We start from the raw sequence: 16937 nt of genomic DNA, 5'->3' as shown, positions 1-16937 counted from the left end.
GTCTATTCCAAAACAAACGGCATACTATGATGCCGTTTGTCGTTTGCTTACAGTATATCATATGAACAGCTTCAGTCAGAACTTGAATCAGCGATTTTCGCCGATGATTTCAACCTCTGTGTGCATATCAATCTCGTATTTTTCACGGATTGTCTTTTTCACATGATCAATGAGATCAAGTACATCTTTCGCTGATGCGCCGCCCGCATTGACGATAAAGTTTCCGTGCATCTCCGATATCTTTGCACCGCCTATTTGATATCCTTTCAAGCCTGCTTTTTCTACAAGGTTTCCGGCATGATTCGGAAGCGGATTTCTGAATATGCTTCCTGCACAAGGGCTTGAATACGGCTGTGTATTTTTTCTGTAGTCTTTGTTGCTTTGCATTTGCTGAACGATTGATTCCTTATCCTTCTGCTCCAGCTGCAGAACAGCTTCAAGGCAAACACCCGGGCGTTTCTTTTGCAATACAGATGTTCTGTAGCTGAAATCCATCTGCTCATTTGTCAGCCACTCAATCGTGCCGTCTTCAAATAAAATATGTGCCTTGACGAGGATTTCGCTCATATCAGAGCCGTGAGCGCCGGCATTCATATAAACCGCGCCGCCGACTGATCCCGGAATACCCGCAGCAAATTCCAAGCCAGAGAGGCCTTTTTTGCTCAATGATGTAGCAAGACGAACCACTGAATAACCGCCTCCGACCGTCACTTGTTCCCCGTCAAGCTCCAAATGGTCAAGGCCTGCGCCAAGCTTAATCACTACGCCTCTGATTCCCTCATCTAAAACAAGAAGGTTTGATCCGCGGCCGATGACTGTCCACTTCGCATCATATTTTTTAATAACGTCCATGATATCTTTGACAGCATCTACACTGCTTGGAATGACCAATACATCCGCAGGTCCGCCGATTTTCATTGTTGTATGATTCGCGAGCGGTTCGTTTGCAAGAACCTTGCCGACTTCGCGTTCTTTTAATTCCTGTATCACTTTCTCCATCGTAAACCTCCGCATTCCATTTGCTTTCTATTATTTTTTCAATTCTTCGAGTACGCTGTATAAACGGGCAGCCGCGTCAGGAACACCGAGTGACTTTGTCCGTTCGCTCATTTCCTTTAACGTTTGCTCATTCAGTACAATCCGGTCAAGCGCATCTATCAGCTTTTCCCCGCTGAGCTCTGTTTCTTTCAGAACAATCGCCGCATCATGCTGGCCGAGAGATCTCGCATTGACCTCCTGGTGATTCGCTGTTACATATGGGCTTGGGATCAGAACACTTGGGATTCCGAGAGCGGTAATTTCGGCAATCGTCGTCGCACCTGCTCTCGCCACAATGACATCAATGGCTTTTAAATACTCCGGCATTTGATGAAGAAACGGCTTTGTGACCATATTATCAGCGGCACCCTTGCTTTTCAGCTCATTCATCACTTTTTCATAGTGAACTTCACCGGTAATATACAGCACTTGGTAGTCTCTTGATTTCAGCGCATCCTGCATCTCAATGACGGCGCGGTTAATCGGTGCTGCGCCCCTGCTTCCGCCGAAGATTAAGACTGTTTTTTTGTCTTCAGAAAGCCCAAATTCAGCCATTGATCGGCCCGTCTTTATTGAGACGACTTCAGAGGCTCTCGGGTTTCCCGTAAATACAACTTTCTCGCTAGGAAAATGTGATTTTGCTTCTTCAAAACAAATCGCTACTTTATTAACATATTTTGAAAGAAACTTATTCGTGATGCCCGGCAGGCTGTTTTGTTCATGGACGATAGTCGGAATTCCCATTTTCGCAGCGGCATAGACAACCGGTCCGCATACGTAACCGCCCGTTCCAATCACGGCATCAGGCTTAAATTCCGCTAAATACGATTTGCTCTTTTTTACGCCCTTCAGAAAACGCATCACAGTCTTGACGTTTTCAAATGACAGCTTTCTTTTAAATCCAGTAATTTCAATTGACCGGAACGGTATATTCTCCCGCTCAACAATTTTTTTCTCCAGCCCGTTTTCTGTTCCGATATATAAAAATTCCACATCAGGATGACGGCGCTGCACTTCTTTAATAAAAGCAAGCGCAGGATAAATGTGTCCTCCTGTGCCGCCTCCGCTTATTGCAATTCGCATACCTCTTCCCCCAGTCTAAGTTTCTCTATAACATAGCGATAACCCTGTTTTGTTGGACAGGGTTATCGCATCAATTGTTTCTCAGCTTCCTGTTTCACAGGAGCTTTGGCACTACATTCATTAATACCTCGAGTAGCGGCTTACGTTCAGCAGCACGCCGACAGCCATCAGCATCAGGGTCAATGAAGAGCCTCCATAGCTTAGAAACGGGAGCGTGATCCCTGTTACCGGAATCAGGCCCGTGACTACACCGATATTAATCATGACTTGAATGGCAATCATTGAAATAATGCCGACTGCGACAAAGCTTCCGTACAAATCAGGCGCACCGAGCGCAATTCTGATCCCTCTCCACAGCAATACGCTGAAAAGGAGCAAAATAAGTGATCCCCCGATAAAGCCAAGTTCCTCTGACAAAATGGCGAAAATAAAGTCTGTTTGCGGCTCAGGCAGATAAAAGAACTTCTGTCTGCTTTGTCCAAGCCCCATTCCGAACAATCCGCCCGGCCCCACTGCATAAAGCGATTGAATGATCTGAAAACCGCTTCCGAGCGGGTCTTCCCACGGATTCAAGTAAGAAGTAATCCGCTTAATCCGATATGGAGCCGATAGTACGAGCCCGACAAATCCACTGAGGCCGATCAGCCCGAGAAAGACGAAATGGGCGATTCGCGCTCCAGCTACAAAAATCATGACAATACAGGTTCCGACCATTACCGTCCCCGTTCCGAGGTCAGGCTGGCACATGATAATCAAAAACGCTGAAAACACGATGCCAAGTGCCGGGATGAATCCCCGTCTGAACGATGTGATGTTTTTTTGTTTTTCAGAGAGAAATTTAGCAAGGAATGCGATCATCGCAAGCTTCATAAACTCTGAAGGCTGTATGCTGAATGCCCCGACTCCGATCCAGCTTCTTGAACCGTTCCGCACCATGCCGACGCCTGGTATCAAAACAAGCACAAGAAGGAAAAAGCAGATAACCAAGAGCAATTTGGACCATGTCCTCCAAGTCCAATAATCAACATTCATGATAAAAAACATGGCAATGACGCCGATTCCCGCAAACAGCAGCTGCCGTTTCGCGAAAAAGAATGAGTCGTCAAATTTATAATCCGCCCATACCGCACTCGCACTGTACACCATAATTAATCCGATTGTTAATAATAATAACGTAATGATGACCAATAACAAATCAGGCGATGTTTTTTTAGTAGTCAAAGCAATCGACACCCCAAGCTTAAAGTCATTAGGGCTGCCGATTCACTTCAAGACAAGCCCTTACTTAAGCATATGCACGGCATCTATAAACATGTCACCGCGTTCTTCAAATGTTTTGAATTGATCCCAGCTCGCACACGCAGGTGACAGCAGGATGACATCTCCTTCATTTGAGAGCGCAAACGCCGCAGATACTGCTTGTTCAACATTATCGACACGTTTGACATGTTGTATTCCCAGCTCATTGCCGAGCTTCTCAAGTTTCGGAGCGGTCTGGCCGAATGTAAGCACCGCTTTGACATGCTTCATATACGGTTTTAAGTCGTCAAAACCATTTCCGCGATCCAGTCCGCCCGCAAGCAAAATGACAGGTTTGTCAAAAGCGGAAAGCGCCTTGCTTGTCGCCAAAATGTTTGTCGCTTTACTGTCATTATAAAACTTGCGGTCTTTCACTGTTGTGACATATTGGAGACGGTGCTTCACGCCAGTAAAGCTTGTCAGCACCTTTTTCACTGCTTCGTTGGACGCTCCGGCTGTTTTCACAACCGCAATGGCAGCTAAAATGTTCTCCAGGTTATGAGCGCCGGGCAGCACAACCTCTTCAAGAGGAAGAATGGCTTCGCCGTTGAACATAATCACACCGTCTTTTACATAAGCGCCCTGCTCAAGTGTTTTTCTGACAGAAAACGGGACGATTTCGGCTTTTCCTGCTTCAGCCAGACGCACGACGGTTTCATCATCCTGGTTGACAATGGCTCGATCTGAAGCGGTCTGATGAAGGTACACTTTCTGTTTCGCTTTTTCATAGTTTTCTCGCGTATGGTGATAATCCAAATGCGCGTCAAATATGTTTAACACCAAGCTGATCTCCGGTCTGAAAGCGTGTGTTCCCATCAGCTGAAACGAAGACAGTTCGGTAACGATCCATTCATCCCCATCAGCATGATAGGCAACCTCACTTGCGACTGTGCCGATGTTGCCGGCAATCAATGCTTTTTGCGAGTCGGCTTTGAGCATTTCATAAATCAGCGTTGTCGTGGTCGTTTTTCCGTTTGATCCGGTAATCCCGATAAACTTTGCGTTAGTCAGATAGTAAGCAAGCTCAATTTCCGTCCAAACCGGGATGCCTCTTTTTTCCGCTTCCTGAACCATAACATTTTCATAAGGAATTCCCGGGTTTTTGATCAGAATCGTGACTTCATGCTGATCAAACAGAGAAACCGGATGCTCTCCGCAAACAACCTCGATTCCTTTTTCAGAAAGCTTTTGCGCTGGTTCGTTTTCTTCAAAAGGCTTTTGGTCGTTGACTGCAACATAAATGCCTTTTTCGTGGAGAATAGATGCCGCCGCATACCCGCTTTTCGCGAGTCCAAGGATTAAAAAATGCTGATTCTGTAAAAATTGATCGTTTTCCACTTATAACCACACCTCGATGTAAATTCCTAAAACGGCAAGCAAAAGTCCCGCAGCCCAAAATGTCACGACTACTCTCCATTCAGACCAGCCTACAAGCTCATAATGGTGATGAAGCGGACTCATTTTAAAGATTCGTTTACCTGTCGTTTTAAAGCTGATAACCTGCAGAATAACGGATAATGTCTCGATAACGAATACACCGCCAATGATAACCAGCAGGATCTCTAATTTCGTTAAAATGGCAATGGTAACAATAGCTCCTCCCAATGCCAGTGATCCCGTATCTCCCATAAAGACTTTAGCCGGATGGGCATTAAATACGAGGAAGCCCAGTACCGCACCGACAACGGCAACTGAGAAAATCGCTACGTCATATTGAGACTGATTCCATGCAAGGATGGCAAAGGCGCCAAAAGCAATCGCAGCCGTACCGGATAATAAACCGTCAAGACCGTCAGTCAGGTTAACCGCATTCGATCCGCCGACAAGCATAAAGAGCACAAGGATAAAGTACGCCCAGCCAAGATCAAATGATAAATCAGTTCCAGGCACGCGAATATCTGTCGCGAAATTGTAGTAATGATACACGGCATAAAATACAACCGCAATGATAATTTGTCCGATCAGCTTTTGCTTTGACGTCAATCCAAGGTTGCGCTTCATGACGACCTTGATGTAATCATCTAAAAAGCCAAGCAAACCGTAGCCAAGCGTAACAAACAGAAGCAGCACCATTTCCGGGCTTATTTCTGAAAACTTCTGTGTCATCACAATTGTTGTCACAATGATAGAAAGTATGATCATGACTCCGCCCATTGTCGGCGTCCCTGATTTTTTCTGATGTGATTTCGGTCCTTCTTCTCTAATACTCTGGCCGAATTTTAATCTTCTTAAAAACGGAATAAGAATCGGAGAGAGCAGAACACTAATTAAAAACCCCATTAAAATTGTAAACAGAATGACTTGCTCAAGCATTGTCCTTTTCTCCTCCTGTTTCTTTCAAACGACATACGTAGTTATCATATTCATGATTTTTTTCCATATGAAAAATCTTTTCAAGCTCCATTATTCAATAACATCTCTTTCCTATGAATTCGTCTTATTCTTATTGAGTTCGACAATGGCTCTAGCCGCCACTTCAGCATCATCAAAATCGAAAGTTTTGTTTCCGATCTGCTGATAGGTTTCATGCCCTTTTCCGGCAATGAGGACAACGTCGCCTTTTTTGGCATTGGCAATCGCGAAAAAGATCGCCTGCTCGCGGTTTGCGATGCTGTGATAGTATGCGTTCTCTACTCCAGCTTCCATATCTTTTAAAATCGCGCGAGGATCTTCGCTTCTAGGGTTATCTGAAGTGAAAATCGGTTCGTCAGCCAGCTCCACAGCGATTTTAGCCATTTTCGGGCGTTTCGTCTTATCTCTGTCTCCCCCGCAGCCGACAACAACAAAAAGCTTTCCTTCCGTCATGTCTCTGCAAGTCTTCAGCACATTTTCAAGGCTGTCCGGCGTATGCGCGTAATCCACAATGACTGGAAACTCCTGCTGCTGATTGACCAGTTCAAATCGGCCTCTTACGCCTTGCAATTCTTCAACAGCTTCAGTGATGATTTCAAACGGTATGCCCGCTGCAATACATGTTGCAACAGCTGCCAGCACGTTATACACGTTAAATTGCCCGACGAGCGACATCGTAATGTGCTTAGTGCCTTTGTTTGTCACAAGATCAAAGCTTGTGCCCTGCGCAGTGATCGTGATGTTCTTCGCCATCACGTCAGCATTGTTTTTAATTCCGTATGTAGAGATATGCGCTGCTGTTACCTTTTCAAAATAAGCGCTCGCCTCATCGTCAGCGTTCAGTACGGCACGCTTTGGATGTTCATGGTTGAAAGCTCCGCCAAGCTGAGAAAAGAGCAGGCTTTTTGCCTGTCGGTACTCATCCATCGTTTTATGATAGTCCAGATGGTCCTGCGTTAAATTCGTAAACACGGCAATATCGTAATCACAGCCATGAACACGTCCCAAAGACAAAGCGTGAGAAGAAACTTCCATGATGGCAGTGTCTACTTGCTTGTCATTCATTTTCTTAAACGTTTTCTGCAGCGTCACGCTTTCAGGAGTCGTGTTTTTAACGGGAAGTGTTTCCTCGCCGATTTTCATGTACATTGTGCCGATTAAGCCTGTGCGTTTTCCCGCTTTTTTCAGAATCTCATCGACCATGTGGGTCGTTGATGTTTTGCCGTTTGTCCCTGTTATCCCAATCAGCTGAAGCTTCTTTGTCGGCTGTCCGTAAAACGCATCAGACAAAACGCTGAGCGCACGCAGCGACTGGCGGACAATAATAACAGGCACATCCACATCAAGCTCTCTTTCTGCCACAATAGCCGCTGCGCCGCTTTCGACTGCTTTATGCGCAAAATCGTGGCCATCCACCGTATACCCTTTTACACATACAAAAAGACTCCCTTTCTTTACTTCCCTGGAGTCCATCTCAATTGAAGTTATTTCAGGGTCTTGTGAATCGTTTACAGAAGGTTCGGTTGTTAAGTATGTAAGCAGCTTTGTAAGTTTCATCGTATCAAACCTCTCAACATTCTAATTCGTTCTTTTTATCATTGAAGTCACGTCAAATGATATAATAATGATTTTAAGCATACAGTTCATATTTTAGCGTAAATAAAAGGATACATCCAGCTAATCTTGAAAGATATCAGCATTTTTTCTCTCCAATAAAATAATAGGCAGCCCGAATCAATCGGCTGCCTCCTTTTCATCTTCTTCAGTCAAATAAACGCGTATCTTTGAGCCCTCTTTTACTTTCGTTCCGGCAGCTGGCGATTGTTTTACGATTTTGCTTCCTTTCCCGGAAGCATCCACATTGAGATTCACCAAAAGTGACTCAAGATCTGAGACAGACATCCCTACAACATTCGGAACTTCTATTGTTTTTGTGTCGTTCCATTGATATTTTTTCTCGATTTGATTTTTCCGGGGCTTCACACCAATCTCCGGCAGGCTGTCTCTCATAATATTCCCGACAATAGGCGCTGCAACCGTTCCGCCAAACTGAATCGTGCCTTTCGGGTTATCCACCGCAACGTAGACGACTAGACTCGGATCATCAGCTGGCGCGAAACCGATAAATGATACAATATGGTTGTTCTCAAGGTATTTTCCATCTTTAACCTTTTGTGCAGTTCCTGTTTTTCCTCCGACACGATATCCTTCTACAAATGCATTGCGGCCGGTGCCTTCCGCAACAACACTTTCTAGTGCATAGCGGATTTGTTTGGATGTTTCCTCAGAAATAACTTGTTTCTTTGCGATTGGTGATTGTTTTTTGACTGTTTTTTTTGTTACAGGGTCGATCCATTCCTTTGCAATATAAGGTGTGTAGAGCGTCCCTCCGTTTACAGCGGCAGATACGGCTGCAACCTGCTGAATCGGCGTGACAGATACCCCCTGCCCGAAAGCCGTAGTCGCTTGCTCGACCGGGCCTACTCTGTCAAGCGGGAATAAGATTCCTGTTCCCTCGCCTTGCAGATCAATTCCCGTTTTTTGGCCGAAACCGAAGTCTTTGATATATTTGAAAAGCTTATCCTTCCCTAACCGCTCGCCCAATTCCACAAACCCCGGGTTGCAGGAGTTCTGTACAACTTCAAGATACGTCTGCAGCCCATGTCCGCCTCTTTTCCAGCACCGCAGTCTTGCTCCATCCACCTCCGCATGCCCTTTATCATAAAATTGATCACGTTTCAAATTTACCTTTTGCTCTTCAAGAGCTGCTGCAAGTGTAATAATTTTAAAAGTAGATCCAGGCTCATACGTGCTCCATACCGGCAGATTCCGATTGTAGACGGACGGATCGACGGATTGGTAATTAGCCGGATCAAAGTCAGGCCTGCTGGACATTCCTAATATTTCTCCGTTTTTCGGATTCATAGCCACGGCAATCATACCGTCCGGGTGATATTTCGCTTCAGCGTTATCAAGCTCTCTTTCCATTATCGTCTGAACCTTTGAATCCACTGTCAGCTTCATATCAAGCCCGTCCTTAGGCGGTGTATAGTCATCCGCTTCATCAGGCATTTTCTTCCCCTTGGCATCTGTATAAAACTTAACAGAACCCTTTTCTCCTTTTAAATCATCATCGTAATAGGCTTCAAGTCCAAGGAGCCCTTGATTGTCAATTCCCGCAAATCCAAGCACATGAGATAGAAAGCTGCCGAACGGGTAATGGCGGATACTGTCCTCCGCAACATACACACCTTTTAAATCAAGCGCTTTGATTTCCTTCGCCTTCTCATTGGAAATTTTTCTTCCTTCTGGCGTTATCTTTTCGATTGACGCTTTTTTTGTCACATGCTTATATACTTTTTCTTCTGACATGTTTAAAACCGCCGCAAGCTGCTTGCTCGTTTTCATCGGATTCTGAACTTGGCGCGGCACGACGAATACGGTCGGCGCGCTTTTGTTTGTTGCGAGCTTCACACCGTTCCGATCCAGAATTTCGCCTCTCTCCGGCTCAAACGGCAAATTCCGGCTCCATGAATCTTTCGCCAGCGAAGTCAGTTTTTCGCCCATCACAAACTGAACATACCCCAGCCTTGTATCAATGATCAGAAACACGATCACGCCAAAAAGCAAAACAAATAATAAACGTTTTCTAACCGTTACATTCGAGACGCGCAAGAGACCGTTCACTCCTTATTTAGGCTTGTTTCATTTTATGCCTGTCATTGGACAGGTAGAACGATGCTCCTCTGTAGGTATAAAAAAAAAGAAAGCCTGCATAACGCAAGCTTTCTTTTTAATCAGGATTTTTAAACTTAACCTTGATTACGGTTTTGTCTTTGATTTCTTTGTCCTTCTTAACGCTTTGGCTGACAGCGTAGCCTTGCCCGTTTACTTCAATATGAATTCCCGCGAGCTCGCCGTATTGAAGAACCTCTCTTCTCGACCACCCTGTCATATCAGGCATTTTGATTTTGCCGCCTGTTTTTAGGAAAACCTTCTGATTGGTGAGAACTTCCTCATCCGCTTTCGGATACTGTTCTTTTACAGCGACATCACTGCCGATGACAATCGGTGTAAGATTCTCTTCTTTTGCTTTCTTTTGAGCAGTAGTTACGGTTTGATCTGTTAAATCAGGCATCGTCTGCGCTTTTGTTTCTTCCTTATCTGAGTCAGATTTTTCAGTTGGTTCGATGTTTAGGTAGTGCAGGCTGTTTTTCATTGTTGGGTTGAAGATTTCTGATACTGGGTCTGAACTGCTCTGTCCTGCTTTTAACTGCGGCTGCTGTACAGCAACATAAATTAAAAGCTCAGGATCATCTTTTGGTGCCATACCCATAAACGAAAAGATATAGTTATCTGTGCCATCTAAATATCCGCCTTTACCGGCTATTTGCGCAGTACCTGTTTTCCCAGCAACATCAAAACCTTCGATTTTATAAGCTTGCCCTGTTCCGATCTTCGATGTAACGACTTCTCCCAATATATCCCGCACTTTTTTCGCCGTGCTTGCAGAAATTGGGGTTCCGGCTGATTCCGGCTTATTTTGATAGACGGTTTTATCTTTATCGGCATCAACGATATGGTCAATCACATAAGGTTTCATCATTTTGCCGTCATTCGCAATTGCCGTTGCGGCCTGAAGCTGCTGAATAGGTGTAACAGCAGACGCTTGGCCATATGCAGTTGACGCTTTATCAAATTCATATTTAAAGTTGATTTTACTGGAGACTTCTCCAGGCAAATCAATATCTGTTTTTTGATAAAAATTGAACTTGTGTAAATATTGATTGAGGCGGTCATACCCCAGCTTTTCTTTCGCCAGTTTCGCAAATGCAACATTCGACGACCTTAGGACGCCGTCATGATAGGTTGTCGGCCCCCAGCCTATACCTCTATTATGGTCCCTTACAGGTTCCCCGCCAACTTCAAATGTACCTGATTTATATTGTTCATTCGCATTAAACACGTTTTCCTGCATCGCAGCAGCAAGGGTAAAGATCTTCATCGTGGATCCAGGTTCATACGCATATGAAATCAAATCATTATAGTAGTTTGTCACATCACGCGTGTTGGGATCAAAGCTTGGGCGCTGCCCCATGGCAAGCACTTTGCCCGTTTTCGGATCAACGACTGCGGCCATGATTTTTTTCGGATTATACTTCTTCTCCACTTTCGTCATGCTGTCTTCCAAAAAGGTTTGAATTTTCTGGTCAATGGTTAAATATACATTGTCACCATTTTTTGGCGCTGTAATTTTATTTTTGCTGTTCGGGAGCTCCCAGCCGGATTTGTCGCTTTCATATGTCACATATCCGTCCCGCTCCTTCAAATAATTGTCCAGCACTTTTTCTAATCCCATCGCGCCTGAAATTTCATTTGTTTTTTGATCAACCTCAGCATAGCCGATTAAATTGGATGCGAAAATACCGTTTGGATAGTACCGTTTCGTATCACGTAAAAATGAAATGCCCGGGAGTTTCAGCTTTTCAATTTTTTGCTTTTGCGAATACGTAATATCCCGGCCCGCTGAGCCGAACTCGACTTGTTTTACATCCTTATTTAAGATATCAAGAATATCGGCCTTGTCCATTTTTATTACTTTAGACAAGGCTTCCGCTGTCGATTCTTTGTTTACGACATGCTGAGGATGCTTTTTATCAGTGGTCATTTTTTTATCGAGAATCGCAATCAGCTTATACGTCGCTGTGTCCTCTGCAATCACTTTTCCTTTTCGGTCTAAAATCGAGCCGCGGCTTGCTTCGATGGTTCGCTTCTTTTCATGCTGCTCTGTCGCTTTTGTCGCAAGCACTTCGCCGTCCGCTTTTCCGGTTATTTGAATATATGCCATTCTCCCCAGGATGACAAAGAAAAAGAGAGCGAAACAAATACTTAGAATCGCTGCTCCTCTATTCATAAATTTATTCTTTTTTGGCATTTGAATCATTCCTGTATGTTTTTCACTTTTTTATCTTTTAAATTCAAGCCGTTCTTTTTCGCAATGTCCATAATACGCTGCGGTTTGCTTAAATCAGCAACGTTTTTTTCGAGGTCACCAATTTGCTTGTTTTCGGATGAAATTTGCTCCTCAAGCTTTTGCACCTCAATATTGGTTTGATATGCAGCATACGCCTTTGATACGATCAAAAGCGATACACTGAGCACCGCCGCAGCAAAGAGGACAAGGAGCACTTTTTCTCCGAGAGTAATGGAAGCCCTTTTTTTGACAATCACTTTTTTCTCAGGACTGATCGCATGCCGCTGCTGTTTCTCTGGTTGGTAAGCTAAATTGCTCATAGGCTGATGACCTCCTTTTAATTATGCGTTCGCGTTTCGTTATTTTCTTTTTTCGGCAATCCGAAGCTTCGCAGAACGAGCCCGGTTGTTTTCTTCAAGCTCTTCTTGAGATGCAGTAATCGGTTTTCGCGTGATGAGCTTCAGCTCCGGTTCAAACTCTTCCGGTATAACAGGAAGACCCGGAGGAAGTTCCGGAAGTGACGACTTTTCTTTAAAAGTGGTTTTGCAAATTCTGTCTTCAAGCGAGTGGAAGGTAATGACTGATACCCTTCCTCCTGGCTTCAGCACCTCAATTGCCTGCTCCAAAGCCTCTTCAAACACCTTAAGTTCATCGTTCACGGCAATTCTGATTGCCTGAAACACGCGTTTAGCGGGATGTCCGCCGCTCCTTCTCGCTGGAGCGGGAATCGCGTCTTTTATTAGATCGACCAGTTGGCCCGTAGTTTGAATAGGAGATTTGATTCTTGCCTCCTCAATTTTTCTGGCGATCTGTTTGCTGAATTTCTCTTCGCCGTATTTAAAGAAGATACGGACGAGATCCTCATAGCGCCATTCATTAACGACCTCTTTCGCCGTAAGCGTGGCCGACTGGTCCATCCTCATGTCCAACGGTGCGTCATGATGGTAACTGAATCCGCGTTCCGGTGTATCCAGCTGCGGAGAAGACACCCCTAAATCAAATAAAATACCGTCTACTTCTGTAATGCCTTGTTCATTCAAACATTCTTTTAAATACCTGAAATTACTTTTCATCAGAATGAGCTGCCCTTTATAATCGGACAGCGTTTCTTTCGCATGCTGTAATGCCGTATCATCTTGGTCGAAAGCGATTAAACGCCCCTTTTCGGATAACTGCTGCAATAAATATGTACTGTGCCCAGCCCCGCCGAGTGTGCAGTCTACATATGTACCGTCCGGTTTAATATTGAGCCCGTCTACGGTTTCTCGAAGAAGTACTGTCTTGTGTTGAAACATATTGTGTTGGTCCCACCTTTTATCAGGATGAATTGAAATTGTTTTTAGAGTGTTATACACGAAGAATCATTATATATCAAACCCAATCATGTTTTCAGCAATTTCAGCAAATGAATCTTCTTGCTCTTCTGTGTATTGTTCCCAAATTACTTTACTCCACAATTCAATTCGATTAGAAACCCCGATAACAACACATTCTTTTTCCAGTTTGGCGTAATTCAATAGAGATGATGCAATATTTACCCTGCCTTGCTTGTCCAGTTCGCATTCGGTCGCCCCAGAAAAGAAGAAACGGGTAAACGCGCGGGCATCTTTCTTAGTGAGAGGAAGAGCTTTTAGTTTTTCTTCAATTTGTTTCCATTCGTGCATAGGGTAGCCGAAGAGACATTGGTCAAGCCCTCTGGTCAGCACAAACTGCTCTCCGAGGCCTTCTCTGAATTTAGCGGGTACGATCATGCGGCCCTTCGCATCGATGGTATGCTGATATTCACCCATAAACATGATCTCTTGCCCCACTTTCTCTCCTTAACTCACCACTATCCACCACTTCTCTCCACAACTTCATTTTACACTGTTTACACATAAAAAAAAACCCTGAACTATTCAGGGTTCTTTAAAACTTTATTTCAAAGTTTGACAACTTGATGTTGATTTTGAAAAGAAAATGGCAGATTCTTGAATGATGTGAAGAATTTTGGACCATATCGGTTCAGGTAATACATAATATTCCAAATTCGTTCTTGCGGTGCAAGGAGCGGCTTAATGCTATTTTGGATTCTCTCATAATCCTTCAAGACGTAGCCTTCTTTTTCTTCAATTCGCTTCGTCACCGTACGCTCTAAAAATTCAAGCTGATCCTGAATAAAAGCGGCGTTCTTCAAGAGTAAAGGCTCCATGCTTTGATCAACCTTTAACGCCTCCCGCCGGACCGTTTTGTGAATCGCTTCAATTTGGCTCTTCGCCTGATCCATCACCTCGGTAAACTCTTCCGGTATCTGGCGCTCGAAGTATGTCTCTCTTTGATTCTCCGTTCCGCGTTCTATAGCATCTTGTAATGAGATATTCCGTTCCAGCAATTTTTTCTCAATATGGCGTTCAAGTATCGTAATGTTCAGCCTCGGCATCACAGGCGGCATTTTAAAGCCCATCACCGCAAAAGCCTGTTTGAGCTCACCCCAATAGTTGATTTCGCCAGGCCCTGCGATAAATGCCAGAGTCGGAATGAGGTATTCCTGCATTAACGGCCTCGTCACAACATTATTGCTAAAGCGCTCAGGATGTTCTTCCATATGTGTATAAAGTTCATCCATCGTCCATCCGAGATCGAGCTCATTGATGACAAAACGGCCGTTGTCTTTTTCAATTAAAAAGCGTTCTTCTTCATATTCATAAAACAGATTCGCCTGCTCTTTTCCAGACTCGATAATCGGTTTGTAGCCTGCTTCACGCATGAAGGCCTGCTGATCTGAAACAGCGCTGGCGAGTTTATCATTTTCCCGAAGAATCTTTTGGAACATGGCCGTTTCCAGCTTTTTGATTCCCGGATCTCCAGAATTCAATAAAACCAAACCCTCCTCTTGGAACAGATCCGCGATCAACAGTTCAAAGAAGTCGGTGAACGTAACAGATTCCCTTAAACATCGTTTCACATTGTCGAGAAGTGAATTCGTATGGTCTGTTTCTTCAAAAGCGGCAAAAATATCATCTATCCACGCGGCACACTTTTCCTGATCAAGCGATGTACTCGCTGCTGATGATTTCTTCCAATAAGACTGAGGCAGCTTTTTTTTCACAGGCCCATTCTCTTCAGATGTGTGAACAAAATTAATCTCATCCAAATCGTGGTCTTCTCCAGCCACCCAGAAGATTGGTATGACAGGCACTTGCAGTTCCTTTTCTTGTTGCTTTGCTAAAACAATGATTGAAATGATTTTATGTATGGTGTAAAGCGGTCCTGTTAAAAGTCCGGCCTGCTGTCCGCCGACTACAGCGGCACTTGACGGGTCCTTCAGCTTCTCAATAGCAGACTGCATCGCGTTTGAACCGAATTTATTATGGTAAGAGGTTAAGTACGCCGCCAATTCCTCTCTTGCGAAAAACCGGGAAGATAAGTCTTCCAGTCTTTCGCGCCACATGTCCTTATGATGAATACTGTAATCAAAAAAAGAAGACATTTCTTCTTTGCCATCTATATAGTGCTGTACAAACACATTCTGATTTTTGATGGAAAGTTCAGTTAGCTGCATCTTCTAGAACTTCCTTTCTCCAATAAATAGTTAGTGATCCGAAATGAGTATAGCATGTTACCGAAAAAGCTCAAAAGACTTTGTTTGTATTTCGCTCCAATGCTTTGATGCTGCCATATAAAAACTCTAGGTGGACGGCATCAAGACCTTGAAGACTTGCTTCCTTCAATAAGTATCCGATAATGGCGTCAGCTTCCGTCTGCCGGCCTCCAATGACGTCAACCAGCATTGATGAACGATTCTCTTTCGTTTGCCCACAAACGGCCTGAACCCGCTCCCAAGCCTTTTCTTCGTTTTCAAGTTTTAAAATGCGGCATGCCTCCTGAAAAACCAGCCTCATAAAAGCCAGATAAGCTGGCGTTGTCAGCAGTTCTCCATTTTTCACCTGCAATAACGCAGTTAAAGGATTAATACACGCATTTACAATCAGCTTGCCCGTCAGCAGACGGTACCAATCCGTCTCATAATAAATCGGAAAATCCGAATGGCTATGCCGAAACAAGATGTTCAGCCGGTCTGGTTCAGCATCATCGAACGCGCTCCATTTTATCGCACCTAAGCCCGTATGATCAACAGCTGTATCTGATTTTCTTACAGCTCCGTGTTCAACAATTCCAACATAAATGGAATGCTTGGCGCGCCAGTCTTTTAGGTCGTGGATATGGCCCATGCCGTTTTGCAAAAATAATATATTTGTTTTCCCGATCCGTTTAAGCGATGGAAAAACAGACTGAAGCTGGTGCTGCTTCACTGTCACGACAAGAAGATCAAAATCCGAATTGATGCTCGTGTCCGCACTGCAATCAGCGCTGAATTCTTTTCCGCCTTTATAAAGCCGAATCCCTTCAGACTGAATTGCCGCAGCCTGCTCTTTCCGTCTCGTCACAACAGTCACGTCATGATGAAGTGACAAATAATAGGCGCATAAAAGACCGACGGAGCCTCCGCCGACAATTCCAATTTTCATGATGTCACACCCAATTTAACATTTACGTATTATCATAGCAGAAGTACGAAGAAATTACTTCTCAAAGATACCGTGTGTTTAAAATTAAAGTTTAAATATTTGGATTTTTTAAATAAAGCGTTTACAATATATGTAGTAACAACAAAGGGGGAGATTGGATTGGTAAAGGTAGAACGTCTGCTCATCAACTATAAAACACTTGAAGAATTCAAGAAATTCAAAGAATACGGCATTCAGGAGCTTTCAATGCTTGAAGATCTTCAGGAGAATATTATTGAAAATGACAGCACTTCGCCTTTTTACGGGATTTATTTCGGAGATAAACTTGTAGCGCGAATGAGTCTATATCAAGTTAACGGCAAATCGAATCCTTATTTCGACAATCGCCAGGATTATTTGGAGCTGTGGAAGCTTGAGGTTCTTCCAGGGTACCAGAACAGAGGATACGGGACAGCGTTGGTTGAATTCGCTAAATCATTCAAAATGCCGATTCGGACAAATCCGCGAATGAAATCAGCCGAATTTTGGAATAAAATGAACTTTGAAACTGTTAAGTATGATATGGCGCGGGACAAAGGGGAAAACCCGCTCATCTGGCATCCTGATATGGATCAAGAAATGACACCGGGAGAGTCTGCATAGAAATAAAAACAACCGGCCTATTCTTACTCTAGGGCCGGTTC

The 16937-nt window shown here is 44.1% G+C and carries 14 protein-coding genes; 1 reads left to right on the top strand and 13 read right to left on the bottom strand.

From position 1 onward, the window contains the following. Positions 1–87 precede the first annotated feature (87 nt). The 13 genes from murB to EFK13_RS08380 all read right to left on the bottom strand — a co-directional run bounded on the left by murB (position 88) and on the right by EFK13_RS08380 (position 16254). Positions 88–999, bottom strand: a complete 912-nt coding sequence (murB, locus tag EFK13_RS08440; RefSeq protein WP_129505777.1) for a UDP-N-acetylmuramate dehydrogenase — start codon at positions 997–999, stop codon at positions 88–90. Positions 1000–1029: 30 nt separating this feature from the next. Next, the gene (gene murG, locus EFK13_RS08435) at positions 1030–2121 is read right to left on the bottom strand and encodes an undecaprenyldiphospho-muramoylpentapeptide beta-N-acetylglucosaminyltransferase (RefSeq protein ID WP_129505778.1); all 1092 of its coding nucleotides are present in this window, start codon (positions 2119–2121) and stop codon (positions 1030–1032) included. A 120-nt stretch (positions 2122–2241) separates the two neighbouring features. Next, positions 2242–3342, bottom strand: coding sequence for a stage V sporulation protein E (gene spoVE / locus EFK13_RS08430; protein WP_064813696.1), 1101 nt, complete (start codon positions 3340–3342; stop codon positions 2242–2244). Between the two features lie 60 nt (positions 3343–3402). Beyond that, positions 3403–4758, bottom strand: a complete 1356-nt coding sequence (murD, locus tag EFK13_RS08425; protein ID WP_129505779.1) for a UDP-N-acetylmuramoyl-L-alanine--D-glutamate ligase — start codon at positions 4756–4758, stop codon at positions 3403–3405. Next, positions 4759–5733 carry a phospho-N-acetylmuramoyl-pentapeptide-transferase gene (gene mraY, locus EFK13_RS08420; protein WP_003238695.1) on the bottom strand — a complete coding sequence of 325 codons (975 nt, stop codon included), beginning with the start codon at positions 5731–5733 and terminating at the stop codon, positions 4759–4761. A gap of 111 nt (positions 5734–5844) precedes the next feature. Then, entirely contained in the window at positions 5845–7329 is a 1485-nt protein-coding gene (locus EFK13_RS08415) for a UDP-N-acetylmuramoyl-L-alanyl-D-glutamate--2,6-diaminopimelate ligase (protein WP_129505780.1), read from the bottom strand. Positions 7330–7506: 177 nt separating this feature from the next. Further along, the gene (locus EFK13_RS08410; RefSeq protein ID WP_129505828.1) at positions 7507–9447 is read right to left on the bottom strand and encodes a stage V sporulation protein D; all 1941 of its coding nucleotides are present in this window, start codon (positions 9445–9447) and stop codon (positions 7507–7509) included. Between the two features lie 118 nt (positions 9448–9565). Next, positions 9566–11707, bottom strand: a complete 2142-nt coding sequence (pbpB, locus tag EFK13_RS08405; protein ID WP_455577875.1) for a penicillin-binding protein 2B — start codon at positions 11705–11707, stop codon at positions 9566–9568. 5 nt (positions 11708–11712) lie between these two features. Then, positions 11713–12066, bottom strand: a complete 354-nt coding sequence (gene ftsL, locus EFK13_RS08400; RefSeq protein ID WP_129505782.1) for a cell division protein FtsL — start codon at positions 12064–12066, stop codon at positions 11713–11715. A 39-nt stretch (positions 12067–12105) separates the two neighbouring features. Beyond that, positions 12106–13041 carry a 16S rRNA (cytosine(1402)-N(4))-methyltransferase RsmH gene (gene rsmH / locus EFK13_RS08395; RefSeq protein WP_129505783.1) on the bottom strand — a complete coding sequence of 312 codons (936 nt, stop codon included), beginning with the start codon at positions 13039–13041 and terminating at the stop codon, positions 12106–12108. Positions 13042–13110: 69 nt separating this feature from the next. Next, positions 13111–13542, bottom strand: a complete 432-nt coding sequence (mraZ, locus tag EFK13_RS08390) for a division/cell wall cluster transcriptional repressor MraZ (protein WP_003221402.1) — start codon at positions 13540–13542, stop codon at positions 13111–13113. A 125-nt stretch (positions 13543–13667) separates the two neighbouring features. Then, on the bottom strand, positions 13668–15287 hold the full coding sequence (gene bshC, locus EFK13_RS08385) for a bacillithiol biosynthesis cysteine-adding enzyme BshC (protein ID WP_129505784.1): 1620 nt from the start codon (positions 15285–15287) through the stop codon (positions 13668–13670). A 70-nt stretch (positions 15288–15357) separates the two neighbouring features. Continuing rightward, positions 15358–16254, bottom strand: a complete 897-nt coding sequence (locus tag EFK13_RS08380) for a 2-dehydropantoate 2-reductase (RefSeq protein ID WP_129505785.1) — start codon at positions 16252–16254, stop codon at positions 15358–15360. 159 nt (positions 16255–16413) lie between these two features. On the opposite strand from EFK13_RS08380, the gene EFK13_RS08375 reads away from it, so the two are divergent. Next, positions 16414–16896: an N-acetyltransferase gene (locus EFK13_RS08375; protein WP_064813685.1), complete on the top strand. Its 483-nt coding sequence runs from the start codon at positions 16414–16416 to the stop codon at positions 16894–16896. Positions 16897–16937: the final 41 nt, after the last annotated feature.

Source organism: Bacillus cabrialesii (genome assembly GCF_004124315.2).
Lineage (GTDB): Bacteria > Bacillota > Bacilli > Bacillales > Bacillaceae > Bacillus > Bacillus cabrialesii.
This window is presented reverse-complemented; position numbering and strand designations above follow the sequence as displayed.

Excerpts from the sequence above, each read along its gene's own strand:
- pbpB (WP_455577875.1), bottom strand. The coding sequence starts at position 11,707 with ATGCCAAAAAAGAATAAATTTATGAATAGAGGAGCAGCGATTCTAAGT.
- EFK13_RS08380 (WP_129505785.1), bottom strand. The coding sequence starts at position 16,254 with ATGAAAATTGGAATTGTCGGCGGAGGCTCCGTCGGTCTTTTATGCGCC.
- mraY (WP_003238695.1), bottom strand. The coding sequence starts at position 5,733 with ATGCTTGAGCAAGTCATTCTGTTTACAATTTTAATGGGGTTTTTAATT.
- ftsL (WP_129505782.1), bottom strand. The coding sequence starts at position 12,066 with ATGAGCAATTTAGCTTACCAACCAGAGAAACAGCAGCGGCATGCGATC.
- murG (WP_129505778.1), bottom strand. The coding sequence starts at position 2,121 with ATGCGAATTGCAATAAGCGGAGGCGGCACAGGAGGACACATTTATCCT.
- bshC (WP_129505784.1), bottom strand. The coding sequence starts at position 15,287 with ATGCAGCTAACTGAACTTTCCATCAAAAATCAGAATGTGTTTGTACAG.
- mraZ (WP_003221402.1), bottom strand. The coding sequence starts at position 13,542 with ATGTTTATGGGTGAATATCAGCATACCATCGATGCGAAGGGCCGCATG.
- rsmH (WP_129505783.1), bottom strand. The coding sequence starts at position 13,041 with ATGTTTCAACACAAGACAGTACTTCTTCGAGAAACCGTAGACGGGCTC.
- murB (WP_129505777.1), bottom strand. The coding sequence starts at position 999 with ATGGAGAAAGTGATACAGGAATTAAAAGAACGCGAAGTCGGCAAGGTT.
- EFK13_RS08415 (WP_129505780.1), bottom strand. The coding sequence starts at position 7,329 with ATGAAACTTACAAAGCTGCTTACATACTTAACAACCGAACCTTCTGTA.